This window comes from Pseudomonas sp. LBUM1669 (assembly GCF_059695705.1).
In genome coordinates this window covers 4,144,380-4,161,858 of the sequence record NZ_CP166784.1, presented here as the reverse complement: position 1 = coordinate 4,161,858, position 17,479 = coordinate 4,144,380, and the positions used below count along the sequence as shown (strand labels likewise).

The 17,479-nt window shown below is 58.1% G+C and carries 13 protein-coding genes and 1 tRNA gene; 10 read left to right on the top strand and 4 right to left on the bottom strand.

Annotated elements, in window-relative coordinates; genetic code table 11:
• Positions 1–286: 286 nt before the first annotated feature.
• The 8 genes from tig to ACA051_RS19365 all read left to right on the top strand — a co-directional run bounded on the left by tig (position 287) and on the right by ACA051_RS19365 (position 9,878).
• Positions 287–1,597 carry a trigger factor gene (gene tig / locus ACA051_RS19400; RefSeq protein WP_497294841.1) on the top strand — a complete coding sequence of 437 codons (1,311 nt, stop codon included), beginning with the start codon at positions 287–289 and terminating at the stop codon, positions 1,595–1,597.
• 93 nt (positions 1,598–1,690) lie between these two features.
• Positions 1,691–2,326, top strand: a complete 636-nt coding sequence (clpP, locus tag ACA051_RS19395; protein ID WP_095167796.1) for an ATP-dependent Clp endopeptidase proteolytic subunit ClpP — start codon at positions 1,691–1,693, stop codon at positions 2,324–2,326.
• A gap of 112 nt (positions 2,327–2,438) precedes the next feature.
• Positions 2,439–3,722, top strand: a complete 1,284-nt coding sequence (clpX, locus tag ACA051_RS19390; RefSeq protein WP_007946893.1) for an ATP-dependent Clp protease ATP-binding subunit ClpX — start codon at positions 2,439–2,441, stop codon at positions 3,720–3,722.
• A gap of 162 nt (positions 3,723–3,884) precedes the next feature.
• Positions 3,885–6,281, top strand: coding sequence for an endopeptidase La (gene lon / locus ACA051_RS19385; RefSeq protein ID WP_497303995.1), 2,397 nt, complete (start codon positions 3,885–3,887; stop codon positions 6,279–6,281).
• 147 nt (positions 6,282–6,428) lie between these two features.
• Positions 6,429–6,701 (top strand): HU family DNA-binding protein, encoded by a 273-nt coding sequence (locus ACA051_RS19380; protein WP_002552737.1) that lies wholly within the window; start codon positions 6,429–6,431, stop codon positions 6,699–6,701.
• Between the two features lie 53 nt (positions 6,702–6,754).
• Positions 6,755–6,832 (top strand) — tRNA-Leu (locus tag ACA051_RS19375).
• A 102-nt stretch (positions 6,833–6,934) separates the two neighbouring features.
• Positions 6,935–8,806, top strand: coding sequence for a SurA N-terminal domain-containing protein (locus ACA051_RS19370; protein ID WP_497371474.1), 1,872 nt, complete (start codon positions 6,935–6,937; stop codon positions 8,804–8,806).
• Positions 8,807–9,041: 235 nt separating this feature from the next.
• Positions 9,042–9,878, top strand: coding sequence for a DUF2242 domain-containing protein (locus ACA051_RS19365; RefSeq protein ID WP_497371472.1), 837 nt, complete (start codon positions 9,042–9,044; stop codon positions 9,876–9,878).
• Positions 9,879–10,224: 346 nt separating this feature from the next.
• Here the strand turns inward: ACA051_RS19365 and ACA051_RS19360 are convergent, their stop codons facing one another.
• Both ACA051_RS19360 and ACA051_RS19355 read right to left on the bottom strand, forming a co-directional pair.
• Positions 10,225–11,265 carry an AraC family transcriptional regulator gene (locus ACA051_RS19360; RefSeq protein ID WP_497371470.1) on the bottom strand — a complete coding sequence of 347 codons (1,041 nt, stop codon included), beginning with the start codon at positions 11,263–11,265 and terminating at the stop codon, positions 10,225–10,227.
• Between the two features lie 3 nt (positions 11,266–11,268).
• The gene (locus ACA051_RS19355) at positions 11,269–12,399 is read right to left on the bottom strand and encodes a nitrilase-related carbon-nitrogen hydrolase (RefSeq protein ID WP_497371468.1); all 1,131 of its coding nucleotides are present in this window, start codon (positions 12,397–12,399) and stop codon (positions 11,269–11,271) included.
• Between the two features lie 208 nt (positions 12,400–12,607).
• Here ACA051_RS19355 and ACA051_RS19350 point away from each other — a divergent pair, with 208 nt between their 5' ends.
• Positions 12,608–14,647, top strand: a complete 2,040-nt coding sequence (locus ACA051_RS19350; RefSeq protein ID WP_497303987.1) for an oxidoreductase — start codon at positions 12,608–12,610, stop codon at positions 14,645–14,647.
• A 191-nt stretch (positions 14,648–14,838) separates the two neighbouring features.
• Positions 14,839–15,765 (top strand): 1-aminocyclopropane-1-carboxylate deaminase/D-cysteine desulfhydrase, encoded by a 927-nt coding sequence (locus tag ACA051_RS19345; protein ID WP_497371466.1) that lies wholly within the window; start codon positions 14,839–14,841, stop codon positions 15,763–15,765.
• A 38-nt stretch (positions 15,766–15,803) separates the two neighbouring features.
• Here ACA051_RS19345 and ACA051_RS19340 read toward each other — a convergent pair whose 3' ends face one another.
• Entirely contained in the window at positions 15,804–16,352 is a 549-nt protein-coding gene (locus ACA051_RS19340; RefSeq protein ID WP_497303983.1) for a cytochrome b, read from the bottom strand.
• 189 nt (positions 16,353–16,541) lie between these two features.
• A complete protein-coding gene (phnX, locus tag ACA051_RS19335; protein ID WP_497371464.1) occupies positions 16,542–17,369 on the bottom strand; it encodes a phosphonoacetaldehyde hydrolase in 828 nt (275 codons plus the stop codon).
• Between the last annotated feature and the right edge of the window lie 110 nt (positions 17,370–17,479).

The window sequence follows — 17,479 nt, the reverse complement described above, 5'->3', positions numbered from 1 at the left end:
CTCGATGATGCCGCGCCGCCCGCCGGCCTTGCTCGCAAGACCGGCTGTCAGGGAGATGATTGGCAACTTCTTCTATATATAGAAGGATGGGTGCAGAGCCCTGGCGTGACTGGCTGTATTTGCTAACAGGGCGAGGCGCAACCGTTTTGTCCCCGCCTATAAATTGCCTGCTGCTTTTTTACCCGTTTTCAGTAGGGTGACTTCTTGAGTTTGACCCACTAGAATGCATGCCCTTGATTCTGGGGTCGGAAACGGCCGGCTAACGTCTGTGCAACGAGGAATATCCATGCAAGTTTCTGTTGAAAATACTTCTGCTCTTGAGCGCCGCATGAGCATCACCGTGCCGGCTGAGCGCATCGAGACTCAGGTCAACAAGCGTCTGCAGCAGACTGCCCAAAAGGCCAAGATTGCTGGCTTCCGTCCAGGCAAAGTGCCAATGAGCGAAATCAAGCGCCGTTTCGGTGCTGATGCGCGTCAGGAAGCTGTAGGCGATGTGATCCAGTCTTCGTTCTACGAAGCTGTTGTCGAGCAAAAGCTGAACCCGGCTGGCGCCCCTTCGATCGAGCCTAAATCGATGGAAGCTGGCAAAGATCTGGAATACGTTGCAGTTTTCGAAGTGTTCCCTGAGTTCACCGTTGCTGGCTTCGACGGCATCACCGTAGAGCGCCTGAGCGCTGACGTGGCTGACGCCGATCTGGACAAGATGCTGGACGTGCTGCGCAAGCAGAACACCCGTTTCGAAGTGGCCGATCGCGCTGCTCAGAACGATGATCAGTTGAACATCGATTTCGTTGGCAAGGTTGACGGTGAAGTGTTCGCTGGCGGTTCTGCCAAAGGTACTCAGCTGGTGCTGGGTTCCGGCCGCATGATCCCTGGTTTCGAAGACGGTCTAGTTGGCGCTAAAGCCGGCGAAGAACGCGTTCTGAACCTGACCTTCCCAGAGGACTATCAGAACCTCGACCTGGCTGGCAAAACCGCTGAGTTCACCGTGACCGTGAACACTGTTTCCGAGCCAAAACTGCCAGAGCTGAACGAAGAATTCTTCGCTCAATTCGGCATCAAGGAATCGGGCCTGGAAGGCTTCCGCACCGAAGTTCGCAAGAACATGGAGCGCGAGCTGCGTCAGGCGATCAAATCCAAGGTCAAGAATCAGGTAATGGACGGTCTGCTGGCCACCAACCCGATCGAAGTGCCTAAGGCGCTGCTGTCCAACGAAGTTGACCGTCTGCGCGTGCAGGCTGTTCAGCAGTTCGGCGGCAACATCAAGCCTGACCAACTGCCGGCCGAGCTGTTCGAAGAACAAGCCAAGCGCCGCGTTGTGCTGGGTCTGATCGTGGCTGAAGTGGTCAAGCAATTCGACCTCAAGCCTGACGAAGCCCGCGTTCGTGAAATGATTCAGGAAATGGCTTCGGCCTACCAAGAGCCTGAGCAGGTTGTGTCCTGGTACTACAAGAACGACCAGCAACTGAACGAAGTTCGTTCGGTTGTGCTGGAAGAACAAGTTGTGGATACTGTTCTGCAGAAAGCTAGCGTGACCGACAAATCGGTCTCTTACGAAGAAGCAGTCAAGCCGGTAGAAGCTCCACAAGCCGACTGATCGTTTTTGCGGTAAGAAGCACACACCATAAGCCAGCCTTCGTGCTGGCTTATGCGTATTCAAGACATAACTATTTGGGAGTGACTGCAGAGCATGTTCCGTAATTCGTATATTCAGCAGAACTCTGATATCCAGGCCGCTGGCGGCCTGGTCCCGATGGTTGTCGAGCAGTCTGCTCGTGGCGAGCGCGCCTATGACATCTACTCGCGCCTTCTCAAGGAGCGAGTGATTTTTCTGGTTGGCCCGGTAGAGGACTACATGGCCAACCTGATTTGTGCGCAACTGCTGTTCCTTGAAGCGGAAAACCCGGACAAGGACATCCATCTCTATATCAACTCCCCGGGCGGTTCGGTGACAGCGGGCATGTCGATCTACGACACCATGCAGTTCATCAAACCCAACGTATCGACCACCTGTATCGGTCAGGCCTGCAGCATGGGCGCCTTTCTTCTGACGGCCGGTGCCGCCGGCAAGCGATATTGCCTGCCGAATTCGCGCGTGATGATTCACCAGCCACTGGGCGGTTTCCAGGGCCAGGCTTCGGATATCGAAATCCATGCCAAGGAAATCCTCTTCATTCGTGAGCGGCTCAACACGCTGATGGCCAAGCACAGCGGCCACACTCTTGAAGAAATCGAGCGCGACACCAATCGCGATAACTTCATGAGTGCAGAGGCCGCGCGTGAGTACGGGTTGATCGATGAAGTGATCGCCCAGCGCCCAGCTTAAAATAAGCAGCTCAAAATAGGCTTGGTCGGCTGGTCTGATCACTAGCGGGCTTGAAAAAGCCCGCAATAGCCTTCATCTTGTGTTGCAAGCCTATCGGATTTGGATCGAACGAATGACTGACACCCGCAACGGCGAGGACAACGGCAAGCTGCTCTATTGCTCCTTCTGTGGCAAAAGCCAGCATGAAGTACGCAAATTGATTGCCGGCCCCTCGGTCTTTATCTGCGACGAGTGCGTCGACCTGTGCAACGACATCATCCGTGAGGAGGTGCAGGAAGCCCAGGCCGAAAGCAGCGCGCATAAATTGCCTTCGCCTAAAGAAATCAGCGGCATCCTTGATCAGTACGTGATTGGTCAGGAGCGTGCAAAAAAGGTTCTGGCCGTAGCGGTGTACAACCACTACAAGCGTCTGAACCAGCGTGACAAAAAGAATGACGACGTCGAACTTGGCAAAAGCAACATCTTGCTGATCGGCCCGACAGGCTCGGGTAAAACCCTGCTTGCCGAAACACTGGCCCGCTTGCTGAACGTTCCGTTCACCATCGCCGATGCAACCACCCTCACCGAGGCGGGTTACGTGGGTGAGGATGTCGAGAACATCATTCAGAAGCTGCTGCAGAAGTGCGATTACGACGTAGAAAAAGCCCAGATGGGCATTGTCTACATCGATGAGATCGACAAGATCTCGCGCAAATCTGACAACCCGTCGATCACCCGAGACGTTTCCGGTGAAGGCGTGCAGCAGGCCCTGCTCAAGTTGATCGAAGGCACGGTCGCTTCCGTTCCGCCGCAAGGTGGTCGCAAGCATCCGCAGCAGGAATTCCTTCAGGTTGACACCCGTAACATCCTGTTCATCTGCGGTGGTGCGTTCTCCGGTCTGGAAAAGGTTATTCAAAACCGTTCCACCAAGGGCGGCATCGGTTTCAACGCGGAAGTGCGCAGTAAGGAAGAAGGCAAGAAGGTTGGTGAATCCCTGCGTGAAGTCGAGCCTGACGATCTGGTCAAGTTCGGTCTGATCCCGGAGTTCGTCGGTCGTCTGCCGGTCCTTGCCACGCTGGACGAGCTTGATGAAGCTGCGTTGATGCAGATTCTCACCGAGCCGAAAAATGCACTGACCAAGCAGTATGCCAAGCTGTTCGAGATGGAAGGTGTGGACCTGGAATTCCGGGCCGACGCGCTGAAATCGGTCGCCAAACGTGCCCTGGAACGCAAGACCGGTGCCCGTGGACTGCGTTCGATTCTCGAAGGTGTATTGCTCGACACGATGTATGAAATCCCCTCGCAGTCCGAGGTGAGTAAAGTAGTGATCGATGAAAGTGTTATAGAAGGCAAGTCCAAGCCACTGTATATCTACGAAAACAGTGAGCCGGCTGCCAAGGCTGCGCCAGACGCTTAAGCGTCAGGCAGCTGGAATAAAGAAGGGGCCTTCGGGCCCCTTTTCTTTTAAAGCGTTTTTAACACCCTATTTGCGCTTGTTTTTTTTCAAAGCAGCCCCCATCTTGGTTTCAAGCTTACTTCCATCTGTTTACGGCCATATGGCCGCCGTAGAGGCGAAATCATGAAGACAACCATCGAATTGCCTCTCCTGCCATTGCGTGATGTTGTGGTTTATCCGCACATGGTTATCCCGCTGTTCGTGGGGCGCGAGAAATCCATCGAAGCCCTCGAGGCTGCGATGACGGGCGACAAGCAGATTCTTCTGCTGGCTCAGAGAAACCCTGCTGACGATGATCCCGGTGAAGATGCACTTTATCGCGTAGGTACAATTGCTACCGTTCTGCAGCTGCTCAAGCTGCCTGACGGCACGGTCAAGGTTCTGGTCGAAGGCGAGCAGCGGGGCGCCGTGGAGCGCTTCATCGAAGTGGACGGCCACTGCCGTGCCGAAGTCTCGCTGATCGACGAAGTCGACGCGCCTGAGCGCGAGTCGGAAGTGTTTGTCCGCAGCCTGCTGGCTCAGTTCGAACAATATGTGCAGCTGGGCAAGAAAGTCCCGGCGGAAGTCCTCTCGTCGCTCAACAGCATCGACGAGCCAGGTCGCCTGGTCGACACTATGGCCGCCCACATGGCCCTGAAGATCGAACAGAAGCAGGAAATCCTCGAAATCATCGATTTGTCGGCCCGGGTCGAGCACGTTCTGGCGTTGCTGGATGCCGAGATCGATCTGCTGCAAGTCGAAAAACGCATTCGCGGTCGCGTCAAGAAACAAATGGAGCGCAGCCAACGCGAGTACTACCTGAATGAGCAGATGAAGGCCATTCAGAAAGAGCTCGGCGACAGTGACGAAGGCCACAACGAAATCGAAGAGCTGAAAAAGCGCATCGATGCCGCCGGCCTGCCGAAAGATGCCTTGGCCAAAGCCCAGGGTGAACTGAACAAGTTGAAACAAATGTCGCCAATGTCCGCGGAAGCGACGGTGGTGCGTTCGTACATCGACTGGCTGGTTCAGGTGCCGTGGAAGGCCCAGAGCAAAGTGCGCCTGGACCTTGCGCGCGCAGAAGACATTCTCGATGCAGACCACTACGGTCTGGAAGAAGTCAAAGAGCGGATCCTCGAATACCTCGCGGTGCAAAAACGCGTGAAGAAAATTCGCGGTCCGGTGTTGTGCCTGGTCGGTCCTCCAGGGGTGGGTAAAACCTCGCTGGCAGAGTCGATCGCTCACGCCACCAACCGCAAATTCGTCCGTATGGCCCTCGGTGGCGTGCGTGACGAAGCGGAAATCCGTGGTCATCGCCGGACTTACATCGGTTCGATGCCAGGAAGATTGATTCAAAAGATGACAAAGGTGGGCGTCCGTAACCCGCTGTTCCTGCTCGATGAAATCGACAAAATGGGCAGCGACATGCGTGGCGATCCGGCGTCGGCGTTGCTGGAAGTGCTCGATCCCGAGCAGAACCACAACTTCAACGATCACTATCTGGAAGTCGACTACGACCTGTCCGATGTGATGTTCCTTTGCACCTCGAACTCCATGAACATTCCGCCGGCGCTGCTCGACCGGATGGAAGTGATTCGTCTGCCGGGCTACACCGAAGACGAGAAGATCAACATCGCCGTCAAATACCTTTCGCCCAAGCAGATTACGGCCAACGGCTTGAAGAAAGGCGAGCTGGAATTCGACGCCGAAGCGATCCGCGACATCATCCGCTACTACACCCGCGAAGCCGGTGTGCGTGGGCTGGAGCGCCAGATTGCCAAGGTTTGCCGTAAGACGGTCAAAGAGCACGCACTGGAAAAACGCTTCTCGGTGAAGGTCACTGCCGAGATGCTGGAACACTTCCTGGGTGTGCGCAAATTCCGCTACGGTCTGGCCGAATCGCAGGATCAGATCGGCCAGGTGACCGGGTTGGCCTGGACCCAGGTGGGTGGCGAATTGCTGACCATCGAAGCGGCTGTTGTGCCGGGTAAAGGCCAGTTGATCAAGACCGGTTCGCTGGGTGATGTGATGGTCGAATCGATCACTGCCGCGCTAACCGTTGTGCGCAGCCGTGCGAAGAGCCTGGGGATCCCCCTGGACTTCCACGAGAAGCGCGATACGCACATCCACATGCCGGAAGGGGCGACCCCGAAAGACGGCCCTAGCGCCGGCGTAGGCATGTGCACGGCCCTGGTGTCGGCATTGACCGGGATTCCAGTGCGTGCGGATGTCGCCATGACAGGCGAAATCACCCTGCGTGGCCAGGTGTTGGCAATTGGCGGTTTGAAGGAAAAACTGCTGGCTGCACACCGTGGAGGAATCAAGACCGTGATCATTCCTGAAGAGAACGTGCGCGATCTGAAGGAAATTCCTGACAATATCAAGCAAGATCTGCAGATTAAACCGGTTAAATGGATTGACGAGGTCCTGCAAATTGCGCTGCAATACGCGCCGGAACCGCTGCCTGATGTGGTTCCAGAGATAGTTGCAAAGGATGAAAAACGCGAGTCTGACTCTAAGGAAAGAATTAGCACGCATTAATACGCATTTGCCTGAGTGGCTTGTTGACAGCTTTTTAGAGCCCTTGTTATAAAGCGGCTCTTAAGTGTCTGTAGGCCATTCAGCACTCGTTTTTGCTTTCACCAAAAAACTTAGAATCATACTCAAATAGATATAAGGGGACTTAGAGTGAACAAGTCGGAACTGATTGATGCTATCGCTGCATCCGCTGATATCCCGAAAGCTGCTGCTGGCCGTGCGCTGGACGCTGTAATCGAATCCGTCACTGGCGCTCTCAAGGCTGGCGACTCTGTTGTTCTGGTTGGTTTCGGTACCTTCTCCGTTACCGATCGTCCAGCTCGCATTGGTCGTAACCCACAGACCGGTAAGACGCTGGAAATCGCAGCAGCCAAAAAACCAGGTTTCAAAGCCGGCAAAGCACTGAAAGAAGCTGTCAACTAAGTTCGTTTCAGGTTTTTGCCTATCCGGGTCGGGGTCATGCCTGACCTGGCAGCGGAGCGGTAGTCCAGTCGGCAAGTTGCCGGTCCGAGACACCGAGGGTCGCAAGTTCGAACCCTTGGTCCGCTCCGCCAGTTACGAGAAGGCGCATCCTCGGATGCGCCTTTCTTCTATCCGGATTCTACCCACGCTCCACGGTTGCCTAATTTTGAAGTTCAACCGTTTCTGGGGGACGCATGCTGCAGAATATCAGGGACAATTCACAAGGCTGGATTGCCAAGACCATTATCGGGGTCATCGTTGCACTGATGGCTTTGACCGGTTTCGACGCCATTTTTCAGGCCACTACCAGTCGTAATGATGCGGCCAAGGTCAACGGCGAAGAAATCAGCCAGAACGAGCTGAGCCAGGCGGTCGATATGCAACGCCGTCAGCTCATGCAACAGCTGGGCAAGGATTTCGACGCTTCCTTGCTCGACGAAAAAATGCTGCGCGAATCGGCTCTCAAAGGCTTGATCGACCGCAAACTGCTGCTGCAAGGCGCAGAAGAATCGAAATTCGCTTTCTCCGAAGCGGCCTTGGACCAAGTGATCCTGCAAACGCCTGAATTCCAGGTGGATGGCAAGTTCAGTCCTGAGCGCTTCGATCAGGTGATTCGTCAACTCGGCTACAGCCGCATGCAATTCCGCCAGATGCTGGCTCAGGAAATGCTGATCGGTCAGCTGCGCGCTGGCCTGGCGGGTAGCGGTTTCGTCACCGACGCACAGGTTCTGGCATTCGCCCGTCTGGAAAAACAGACCCGCGATTTCGCTTCCCTGAACGTCAAGGTTGACCCGGCAGCGGTGAAGCTGACCGACGATGAGGTCAAGGCCTATTACGACGAACACGCCAAGGAATTCATGACGCCGGATCAGGTTGTCATCGATTACCTGGAATTGAAGAAGTCTTCCTTCTTTGATCAGGTCGCCGTCAAGGACGAAGACCTGCAAGCGGCGTATCAGAAAGAAATCGCGAACCTGTCCGAGCAACGCCGGGCTGCGCACATTCTGATCGAAGTGAACGATAAAGTGACCGAAGCGCAAGCCAAGGCCAAGATCGAAGAAGTTCAGGCACGTCTGGCCAAAGGCGAGAAGTTCGAGGCACTGGCCAAGGAATTCTCCCAGGATCCGGGTTCGGCGAACAACGGTGGTGACCTGGGCTACGCAGGCCCTGGCGTCTACGACCCAGCATTCGAAACCGCGCTATATGTGTTGGCCAAGGATCAAGTGTCGGCACCGGTTCGCACTGACTTCGGTTTCCACCTGATCAAACTGTTGGGCGTTGAAGCACCGGAAGTGCCGACGCTTGCCAGCCTGAAAGACAAGCTGACCCGCGAGCTGAAAACCCAGCAGGTCGAGCAGCGTTTCGTCGAGGCGACCAAGCAACTGGAAGACTCCTCGTTTGAGTCCTCCGATCTGGCTCAGCCGGCGCAGGACCTGAAGCTGACTGTCCACACCTCCAAGCCGTTCGGCCGCGAGGGTGGCGAAGGTGTGTCGGCTAACCGTGCCGTGATCACCGCGGCGTTCAGTCCTGAAGTGCTGGATGAAGGTGCCAACAGCACCGCCATCGAGCTGGACCCGGAAACCGTGATCGTGCTGCGCGCCAAGGAACACTTGAAGCCTGCGCAACTGCCGCTGGAAAGCGTCAATGCCAGCATTCGTGCGCAGTTGGCCAAGGAGCACGCCAGTGCTACCGCCAAGACCAAGGCTGATGAGTTGATCGCCAGCCTGCGCGATGGCAAGACCCCGCTGAACAAGGCGATCGACGGTCAGAACTGGAAAGTGACTGAAGCGGCTACTCGCGCTCAGGAAGGGATTGACCCAACCGTGCTACAAGCGCTGTTCCGCATGCCAAAACCTGTCGCCAAGGACAAGCCGACTTTCAGCAGCGTGACCCTGGCCGATGGTAGCCTGGTGATCGTGCGCCTGAACGGCGTGAACGAAGCCGCCGCGCCGACCGAAGAGGAGAAGGCCCAGTACCGTCGCTTCCTCGCCTCGCGCATTGGCCAGCAAGACTTTGCCGCTTACCGCAAACAGCTGGAAAGCCAGGCCGAGATCAAGCGTTTCTGATGCTTGATTGAATTGCCCGTTCCATAAAGACCCCGGCCGAAAGGCCGGGGTTTTTTATGCGTGCGATTCGGGATTGGAAGCTCCCACAGGGGACATTTGGTCGGGGCCCGTGCGGGACTTTTTCCCGTAACTGACAGTCAGTAGACTTGTAAATGTTTTAAGACACTAATCGATGCTCCGCTAAGCATCGATCTGTTGCACAATACGCCCCGGACCGTTTTCCTCAGGATGTTCAATGTTTAAATCAATTCCCATGCGTGTTGCCGGGCTGGCGCTGTTGCTGGCCGTTGCTGGCGGTTGCTCGTCGAAGAAAGCCCCCATCTATGAGCATGAGAACTTCGATGACTCCGGGACGTTTTCGCGCAATTACCCGGTGACCGATGCGCAGACCTGCGAAGCCGCCCGTCGGGCGTTGCTCAGCCAGGGCTATATCATCACCAGCGCCGACCCGAAACTGGTCAGCGGACACAAGAGCTTCCAGCAGACCGGCGAGACCCACATGGAGATCAGCTTCAGTGTGGTCTGTGCCGATGATGGCAGCGAAGGGCATCATGCGACCATGTTCGCCAACGCTCTGCAGGACCGTTATGCACTGAAGAAAACCAATAACTCCGCCAGTGTGGGTGTGGGCGTGTTGGGTTCGGTGTCGATGCCGATCGGTTCCTCCGACGATTCGATGGTCAAGGTTGCCAGCGAAACCGTCTCGTCGGCCAAGTTCTACGAGCGTTTCTTTGCGCTGGTGGAGCTGTTCCTGCCGCCGGAAGCGAAAAAGGCTGCACACATCCCCGAGAAACCCAAGACCGACCTGGGCATGCCTGAAGCCAAGGCTGCTCCGGCGCCTTTAGCCCCAACGCCGGCACCTGCTGCGGAGCCCGCGCCCGCGCCTGTGGTTGAACCTGCTCCAGCCCCCGCTGCCTCGGAGCCAGTCGCACCACCGCCTGAAACAGCACCGATCACCCCGGTTGAAAACCCGGAACCGGCTCCGTCCCCGGAAACCGTTACGCCACCGCCGCAATCAAGCCTGCCGCCACCGAGCGAGCCTATTTCGGCCATGCCTGGCACCAGCCAGTAATCGATATACATTTCGGGACCTTGTCAGACGACACCGTTCCCGAAATGGCTTTTGGATTGATCCGCGTCAACCAGGCTGCAGTCCTGCAGCCTCTATCGAAAAAATCCTGTGATAAATTCCTGACCGCCTGCTACGTTTTATAAGTAGCCGCTGAACGGCGTGCCTGCGTCATTTTTCTTTCACGCGGGCACTTTATGCTCGGGGCGCTGGTCATTTATTCAGGCATTTTTTAAACGAGCGGTAGGGGGATTTCACGATGGACGAGTATCAAGAAGAGCTGCTCGAGTATCAGGCGTTTGAACTGGACCCATTGGAGCCATCAGAAGACGCTACAGAGCTGTAAGCCTTATGCGGATTGGCGATGGCTGCGGCGAAACTCGCCGGGGGTCTGGCCGTTCCAGCGTTTGAAGGCGCGTTGGAACGCTTCGGCTGAGGCAAAACCCAGCAGGTAGGCGATTTCACCGAACGCCAGTTCCGTGTCACGAATGTAAGTCATGGCCAGGTCGCGGCGCGTGTCATTGAGAATGGCGCGAAATTGCGTACCTTCTTCGGCGAGTTTGCGACGCAAGGTCCAGGTCGGCAGCTTCAGGCGTGCCGCCACTTCTTCCAGGTCGGGTTCCCGGCCACCATTGAGCAATGGCCCCAGCAACTGAGTGATGCGTTCACGCAGGCTGCGGGTGCGTGTCAGTTGCTCCAGTTCCCGTTCACAGAGTTGCAGCAAGTGTCGCCAGGTACTTGGGCAGTGCTCCTGGTTGCGCTGGGCGAGGCTGGCCAGACTCAGGCGCAGTTGATTCTGTTCGGCGCCGAACTGAATCGGACAATCGCCCAGCGCGGCATACGCGTCACGATAATCCGGTTCGGCAAATTCAATCTCGATTCGTTCGGCGCGAAGCGGGGTAGGGCTCACGCTGGACAATTGTTGCAGCCACCCGGCGATGATCGAATCCACCACGAAGCGGTTGTAGGCGTTGTAAGGGCTGATGGAATAGAACCGCAGCCACGCGCCCTGAGCGTCTTCATGAAAGCTCGATTGACCTCGGTAGTTGGAGCCATACAAGGCTTCAAAACGAATCAGGCAGCGCGCCGCCTCCCTGACCGTCGGCGCTTGGGCTGCGGTGACTCCGGCCAGACCGGCCTGACTCAGTCGACTGAGCTGGCCCATGCGCAAACCCAGCGCCGGGTCGTCGGTCAGTTGAATGGCTCCGTGGCCCAGGCGCATGTAGCGCGGGATCGACAGCCTGGCCCCCGCTTCGGCCAGGCGCGCGGCATCGAGGCCGTATTGCTCAAGCAACGGTTGCGGGTCCACACCGTGGCTGCTCACGGCGTCGGCCAGGCTATGAACAAAGCCCACCGACAGATCCCCAAGGCGCATCGGCAGCGGTTTCATGGGTTACAACCAGAGGTTCAGCAAACGCGCGCCACGGGCATTGCCGTCGGCGAACTGTTGCCCATTGTTGCTGAGAAAACTTTGGCCTGCGCTGCCCTTGTCCCAGAACTGACCGCGCAGGAACACGCTCATGCCGGCAATCGCCTGGCTGCTGGGCGGCTGGCCGGTCAGTGTCAGGCGATGCCAGGCCTGGCCTTCACTGAGTTCACCGGCCTTGAGGCTGACGGAGCCGGGCGTCGACAGCCCCTTGTAACCCCGCCACGGTTTGTCCCAGGTGTCGCGGCCGACGACATACGCGGGAACAGCCACCAAGTGGGCGCCCTGAGCGTCGAGTTTGCGGTAGTTGTCCGGGTACCAGCTGTCGCTGCCGATCAGTACGCCCAAGCGTCCGGCCGGTGTGTCGACAACGTTGAGCGTATGCTCGCCATTGGCCTTGATGACGTCATGGTCAGCAAAGACCGGATGCATCTGGCGTTGCGGCTGGCCGATCGGCACACCGTCGCGACCGAACACCACGCTGCTGTTGTACAACGCACCGCGGCCGACTTTCAGCGTGCCATCGACGATGCTCGGCTCGGGCAACACAATGGTGCCGGCCACCAGGGTCACGTTGAACGCCTTCGCCAGCCCCCCGAACAGTGCCTGATAATCCTTGGCCATGCCTTTGGCCTTCATCCGCAAGTGAGCGTCGTCGAGACGACTGTCCCCCTTGGCACTGATCAGCGCGCGGACGAACTGCACGGGATTGCTCACCGCCAGCCAGTTCATGGCTTCCTCGAGTGTGGTCGCATGGTACAGCTCATCTTTCTCGCCGCTGACCATCAGCCAGGTGCCGATATGTTCGGGCAACACGACGATGGTCTTTTCATTGAGCAAGCCCTGGTCCTGGGCCTGCTGCAAATAGGCGGCGAGCTTGCGGTGCAGGCGTTCGGGGCTTTGATAGTCGGTGGGAAACAGCTCGGGCTGGATCCCCAGCAGATTGCCACGATCGGCGGGTGTGCCTTGATCGACCGCGAGATGGATACGCAGGTCCGACAGGTAATGACCCACCGGACGGTCCGCGGCCCACATGGCGTAGGTCGTGAGGGCGGCAATCAATGCCATGGAGAAAGTCAGGTACAGAAGTTTGCGCATGGAAAACAGTCGACAGCCGTGTGCAGGGTTCGCGACTAGGGTAGGGCCCATGCCCGCGCTTGCCAAGGGGCGCTGCACATTTGGATCAATAAGTTGTCAGTTTCGGTCATTGAGTGACAGGGTCGCGACTCTTAGTCTGTCCAACATGACTGACGGGGGCCGAAGAGCTCCTGCATATTTTCCGTGATCGCTCGATGTGGAGTTACAAATGGCCGCCGCTCATTACCCGCACCTGTTGGCCCCGCTGGACCTGGGTTTTACCACGCTGCGCAACCGCACCCTGATGGGGTCGATGCACACCGGTCTTGAGGAAAAGCCCGGCGGTTTCGAACGCATGGCGGCGTACTTCGCCGAGCGTGCTCGCGGCGGTGTCGGCCTGATGGTCACTGGCGGCATTGGCCCGAACGATGAGGGTGGGGTGTACTCCGGCGCGGCCAAACTGACCACCGAGGAAGAAGCGCTCAAGCACCAGATCGTCACCCGCGCGGTGCACGAGGCGGGCGGCAAGATCTGCATGCAGATCCTCCACGCCGGTCGTTATGCCTACAGCCCGAAACAGGTCGCGCCGAGTGCCATTCAGGCGCCTATCAACCCGTTCAAGCCAAAAGAGCTGGACGAGGAAGGCATCGAGAAGCAGATCAGCGATTTCGTCACCTGCTCGAGCCTGGCACAAAAAGCCGAGTACGACGGCGTCGAGATCATGGGCTCGGAAGGTTATTTCATTAACCAGTTCCTCGCCGCCCACACCAACCATCGCACCGACCGTTGGGGTGGCAGCTACGAAAACCGTATGCGCCTGCCGGTGGAAATCGTCCGCCGTGTACGCGAAGCGGTCGGCCCGAACTTCATCATCATCTTCCGCCTGTCGATGCTCGATCTGGTGGAAGGCGGCAGCAGCTGGGAAGAAATCGTGACCCTGGCCAAAGCCATCGAGCAGGCCGGCGCGACCATTATCAACACCGGCATCGGCTGGCACGAAGCGCGGATCCCGACCATCGCCACCAAGGTGCCGCGTGCGGCGTTCAGCAAAGTCACGGCCAAGCTGCGTGGTTCGGTGAGCATTCCGCTGATCACCACCAACCGCATCAACACCCCGGAAGTGGCCGAGCAGATTCTGGCCGAAGGCGATGCCGACATGGTGTCCATGGCGCGGCCTTTCCTCGCCGACCCGGACTTCGTCAACAAGGCGGCCGCTGGCCGTGGCGATGAAATCAACACCTGCATCGGTTGCAACCAGGCGTGCCTGGATCACACCTTCGGCGGCAAGTTGACCAGCTGCCTGGTGAACCCGCGTGCTTGCCATGAAACCGAGCTCAACTACCTGCCGGTGCAGCAAATCAAGAAAATCGCGGTGGTCGGTGCCGGTCCTGCGGGCCTGTCCGCGGCCACTGTGGCGGCCGAGCGCGGTCACTCGGTGACGCTGTTTGATTCGGCCAGCGAGATTGGCGGCCAGTTCAACATTGCCAAGCGTGTACCGGGTAAGGAAGAGTTCTTCGAAACCCTGCGCTATTTCAACCGCAAACTGCAAACCACCAACGTCGAGGTGTGCCTGAATACCCGTGTCGATGTGGCGAAGCTGGTTGAGGGCGGTTACGACGAAATCATCCTGGCCACCGGCATCGCCCCGAGAACCCCGGCGATTCCTGGCGTTGAGAACGCCAAGGTGCTGAGCTACCTGGACGTGATCCTGGAGCGTAAACCGGTGGGCAAGCGTGTGGCGGTGATTGGCGCGGGCGGGATCGGTTTTGACGTGTCGGAATTCCTGGTACACCAAGGCGTGGCCACCAGTCTGGACCGCGACGCGTTCTGGAAGGAGTGGGGCATCGACACGCATCTTGAAGCGCGCGGCGGTGTTGCCGGCATCAAGGCTGAGCCACATGCACCGGCGCGTGAGGTGTTCCTGCTGCAACGCAAGAAATCCAAAGTCGGCGACGGCCTGGGCAAGACCACGGGCTGGATTCATCGCACCGGTCTGAAGAACAAGCAGGTGCAGATGCTCAATAGCGTCGAATACTTGAAGATTGATGATGAAGGCCTGCACATCCGCATCGGCGAAACCGGTGAGCCGCAGGTGCTGCCGGTGGACAACATCGTGATCTGCGCCGGGCAGGATCCGCTGCGTGAATTGCAGGAGGGTCTGGTGGCAGCGGGGCAGAACGTGCATTTGATTGGTGGCGCGGACGTGGCGGCGGAGCTGGATGCCAAGCGCGCGATCAACCAGGGTTCGCGTCTGGCGGCTGAGTTGTAAGCAACTCAATCCCTGTGGCGAGGGAGCTTGCTCCCGTTGGAGTCCGAAGGACTCCCTCTATCAGCGATCGTGGTGTGTCAGGTTAATCACTGTCGCCAGTTTTGCGGCCGCTGCGCAGCCGAGCGGGAGCAAGCTCCTTCGCCACACATTGGCTGCTAAGATGCCGGCTCTTTACCCGAGAGCCGGCATCGATGCTTCTCCCTCCCAACGACTGGTTACCCCAGGCACCGCTCCAGCCCCTGCGCCTCGACTGGCTCACCGCCGCCGGCATCGAAGTCGCCATCCTGCGTCTCGACCAGATCGACCCACTGATCAGCGGCAACAAGTGGTTCAAACTCATCGAACATCTCAACGCCGCTGACCAGATTGGTGCCCAAGGCATCATCAGCCTCGGCGGTGCGCATTCCAATCATCTGCATGCACTGGCAGCCGCCGGCAAACGCTTCGGTTTCACCACCGTCGGCCTGCTGCGTGGTCATCCGCAAGAAACGCCAACGGTGAAGGACTTGCAAGCATTCGGCATGCAGTTGCACTGGTTGGGTTATGGCGGATACCGCGCGCGACATGACGCGGATTTCTGGCAGCCATGGCAGGCGCAATATCCCGACCTGTATCCGGTGCCCGAAGGTGGCGGCGGTCTGCGGGGGGCGCGGGGTTGCAGGCAGTTGAAGGCGATGGTCCTCGATCGACTGGGCGACCTGGGCTGGAGTGATTACGACGGTTGGTGGCTGGCCTGCGGAACCGGTACAACCCTGGCCGGTCTGGCGCTTGCGGAGGCGGGCGAACACCCGGTGTATGGCGCGCTTGCGGTGCCCGACGATCATGGTGTGGCGCAGCAGGTTGGATCGATTGTCCGAGAGGCGGGTGTGCAGGGAGTGGCCTATGAATTGTTCGACGCCAGCCGAGGTGGCTTTGCCAAAGTCGATCCGCCGCTGCTCAGTTTCATCGATCAGATCGAACAGGCTTCGGGCACTCCCCTCGAACCGCTTTACACCGGCAAGGCGCTGCTGATGCTCAAGCAGCAGGTCGAGGCTGGAACATTTGAAAAGGGCACACGCCTGATCTTTGTCCACACCGGTGGCTTGCAAGGCCGCCGGGGTTTCAACTCAAAAACCTGAAGCACTCATCGCCCCCTCGCCACAGGGATCAGTGTTTTTTACCCACGCTTGGGCATCATCCGCAGCAGCGTGTTATCGCGCACCACATAATGGTGATAAATCCCCGCCGCCGCGTGCAGGCCGATCAGCCAGTAACCGATGGTGCCACCGAGCTCATGCCAGCCCTCGATTTGCTTGGCCAGTACTTTGTCTTCCGGGATCAGCAATGGCAGATCAAAGCCGTAGAACATCACCTGATGCCCCTTGGCGCTGGTCACCAGCCAGCCGAGAATCGGCATTGCGATCATGAACAGGTACAGAGCCCAGTGCATCAATTTGGCCAGCACGGTCTGCCAGCGGGGTGAGGCAGGGAAGATTTGCGGTGCCGGGCCCAGGCTGCGCGCGAACAGTCGCAGCCAAACCAATACAAACACCGTCAACCCAAGCATGAAGTGCGATTCGGTGATCAACGTCCGGCCGCCACTGCCCTTTGGAAAGATCCCGCGAAATTCGATACAGGCGTAAACCAACGCCAGCAGGACCAGCATCAACCAATGCAGCGTGATCGATACAGTGCTGTAGCGTGAGTCGGAGTTCTTCCACGGCATACGGTGTTCCTCACAGGTCTGGTCTAAAGCGCACCGTTCTTGTTCGACGATGTTCTTTAACTGTAATCCGCTTTGGTGGATTTGCCTGTGGCTATTTGGGCGTTCAATGCTCTGGCTCAAGTGATCGCACACAAAAAAGCGCCAGTTCCGAAACGGAGCTGGCGCTTTTTTATGGAGCAAGAAACGTTATCAGCTACTTTGCGGCATCTCACCCTTGGCCAGACGCTTGTTGATGTCAGCGATCACTTGCGGCAAGTCGGTGATGGTGTCGACCATGTAGTGCGGCCGCGAGCCCTCGAACATCGCGTGGATGCGCTTGCGTTCACTGTCGAGTTGCTCGCTGTCCAGAGCGCGGAAACCTTCGTAGTCCAGACCCAGCGCGTTGCCCGAGCAGATCAGCGCCACGGTCCACATGCCGGCGCGACGCCCCTCGAGAATGCCTGGCACGGTGTCGTCGATCTTCACGCAGGCGGCGACGTCGTCGATGCCCAGCGCAATCACGTTGGCCAAGGCCTGGGCCGGCCATGGGCGGCCGTTAGGCACTTCGTCGGTGGCGACCACGTGATCGGCGATGTAGCCGTTGGTGGCGGCCAGTTCGACCACCTTGTCCATGACCTGTTTCGGGTAACCGGAGCAGGAACCGATCTTGATCCCTTGCTGACGCAGGTTGGCGATGGTGTCCAGCGCGCCCGGAATCAGCGCCGAGTGCTCGGCGATTTTCTCGATTTGCAGCGGCATGAAGCGTTTGTAGATGGCGGTGACGTCATCGTCAGTCGGCGTGCGGCCGAACACGGCACGATAGCGCTCGGCGACTTCCGGCTGATCGCACAGGGTGCGAATGTGGTCCCACTTGCCCATGCCCATCGGCCCGCGGGCCTCTTCGATGGAGACCTGGACGTCGAACTCGGCGAAGGCTTCGACGAAAATCTGCGTCGGCGCGAACGAGCCGAAGTCGACCACGGTGCCGGCCCAGTCGAGGATGGCGGCCTGGAGTTGGGTTGGGTTTGTGTAGTTCATATGTTGTGTCCCTTGTAGGAGCGAGGCTTGCCCGCGAAGAACGATAATTCGGTGTGTCTGAAGAACCGCGTCGTCTGCATTCGCGGGCAAGCCTCGCTCCTACAGGATCA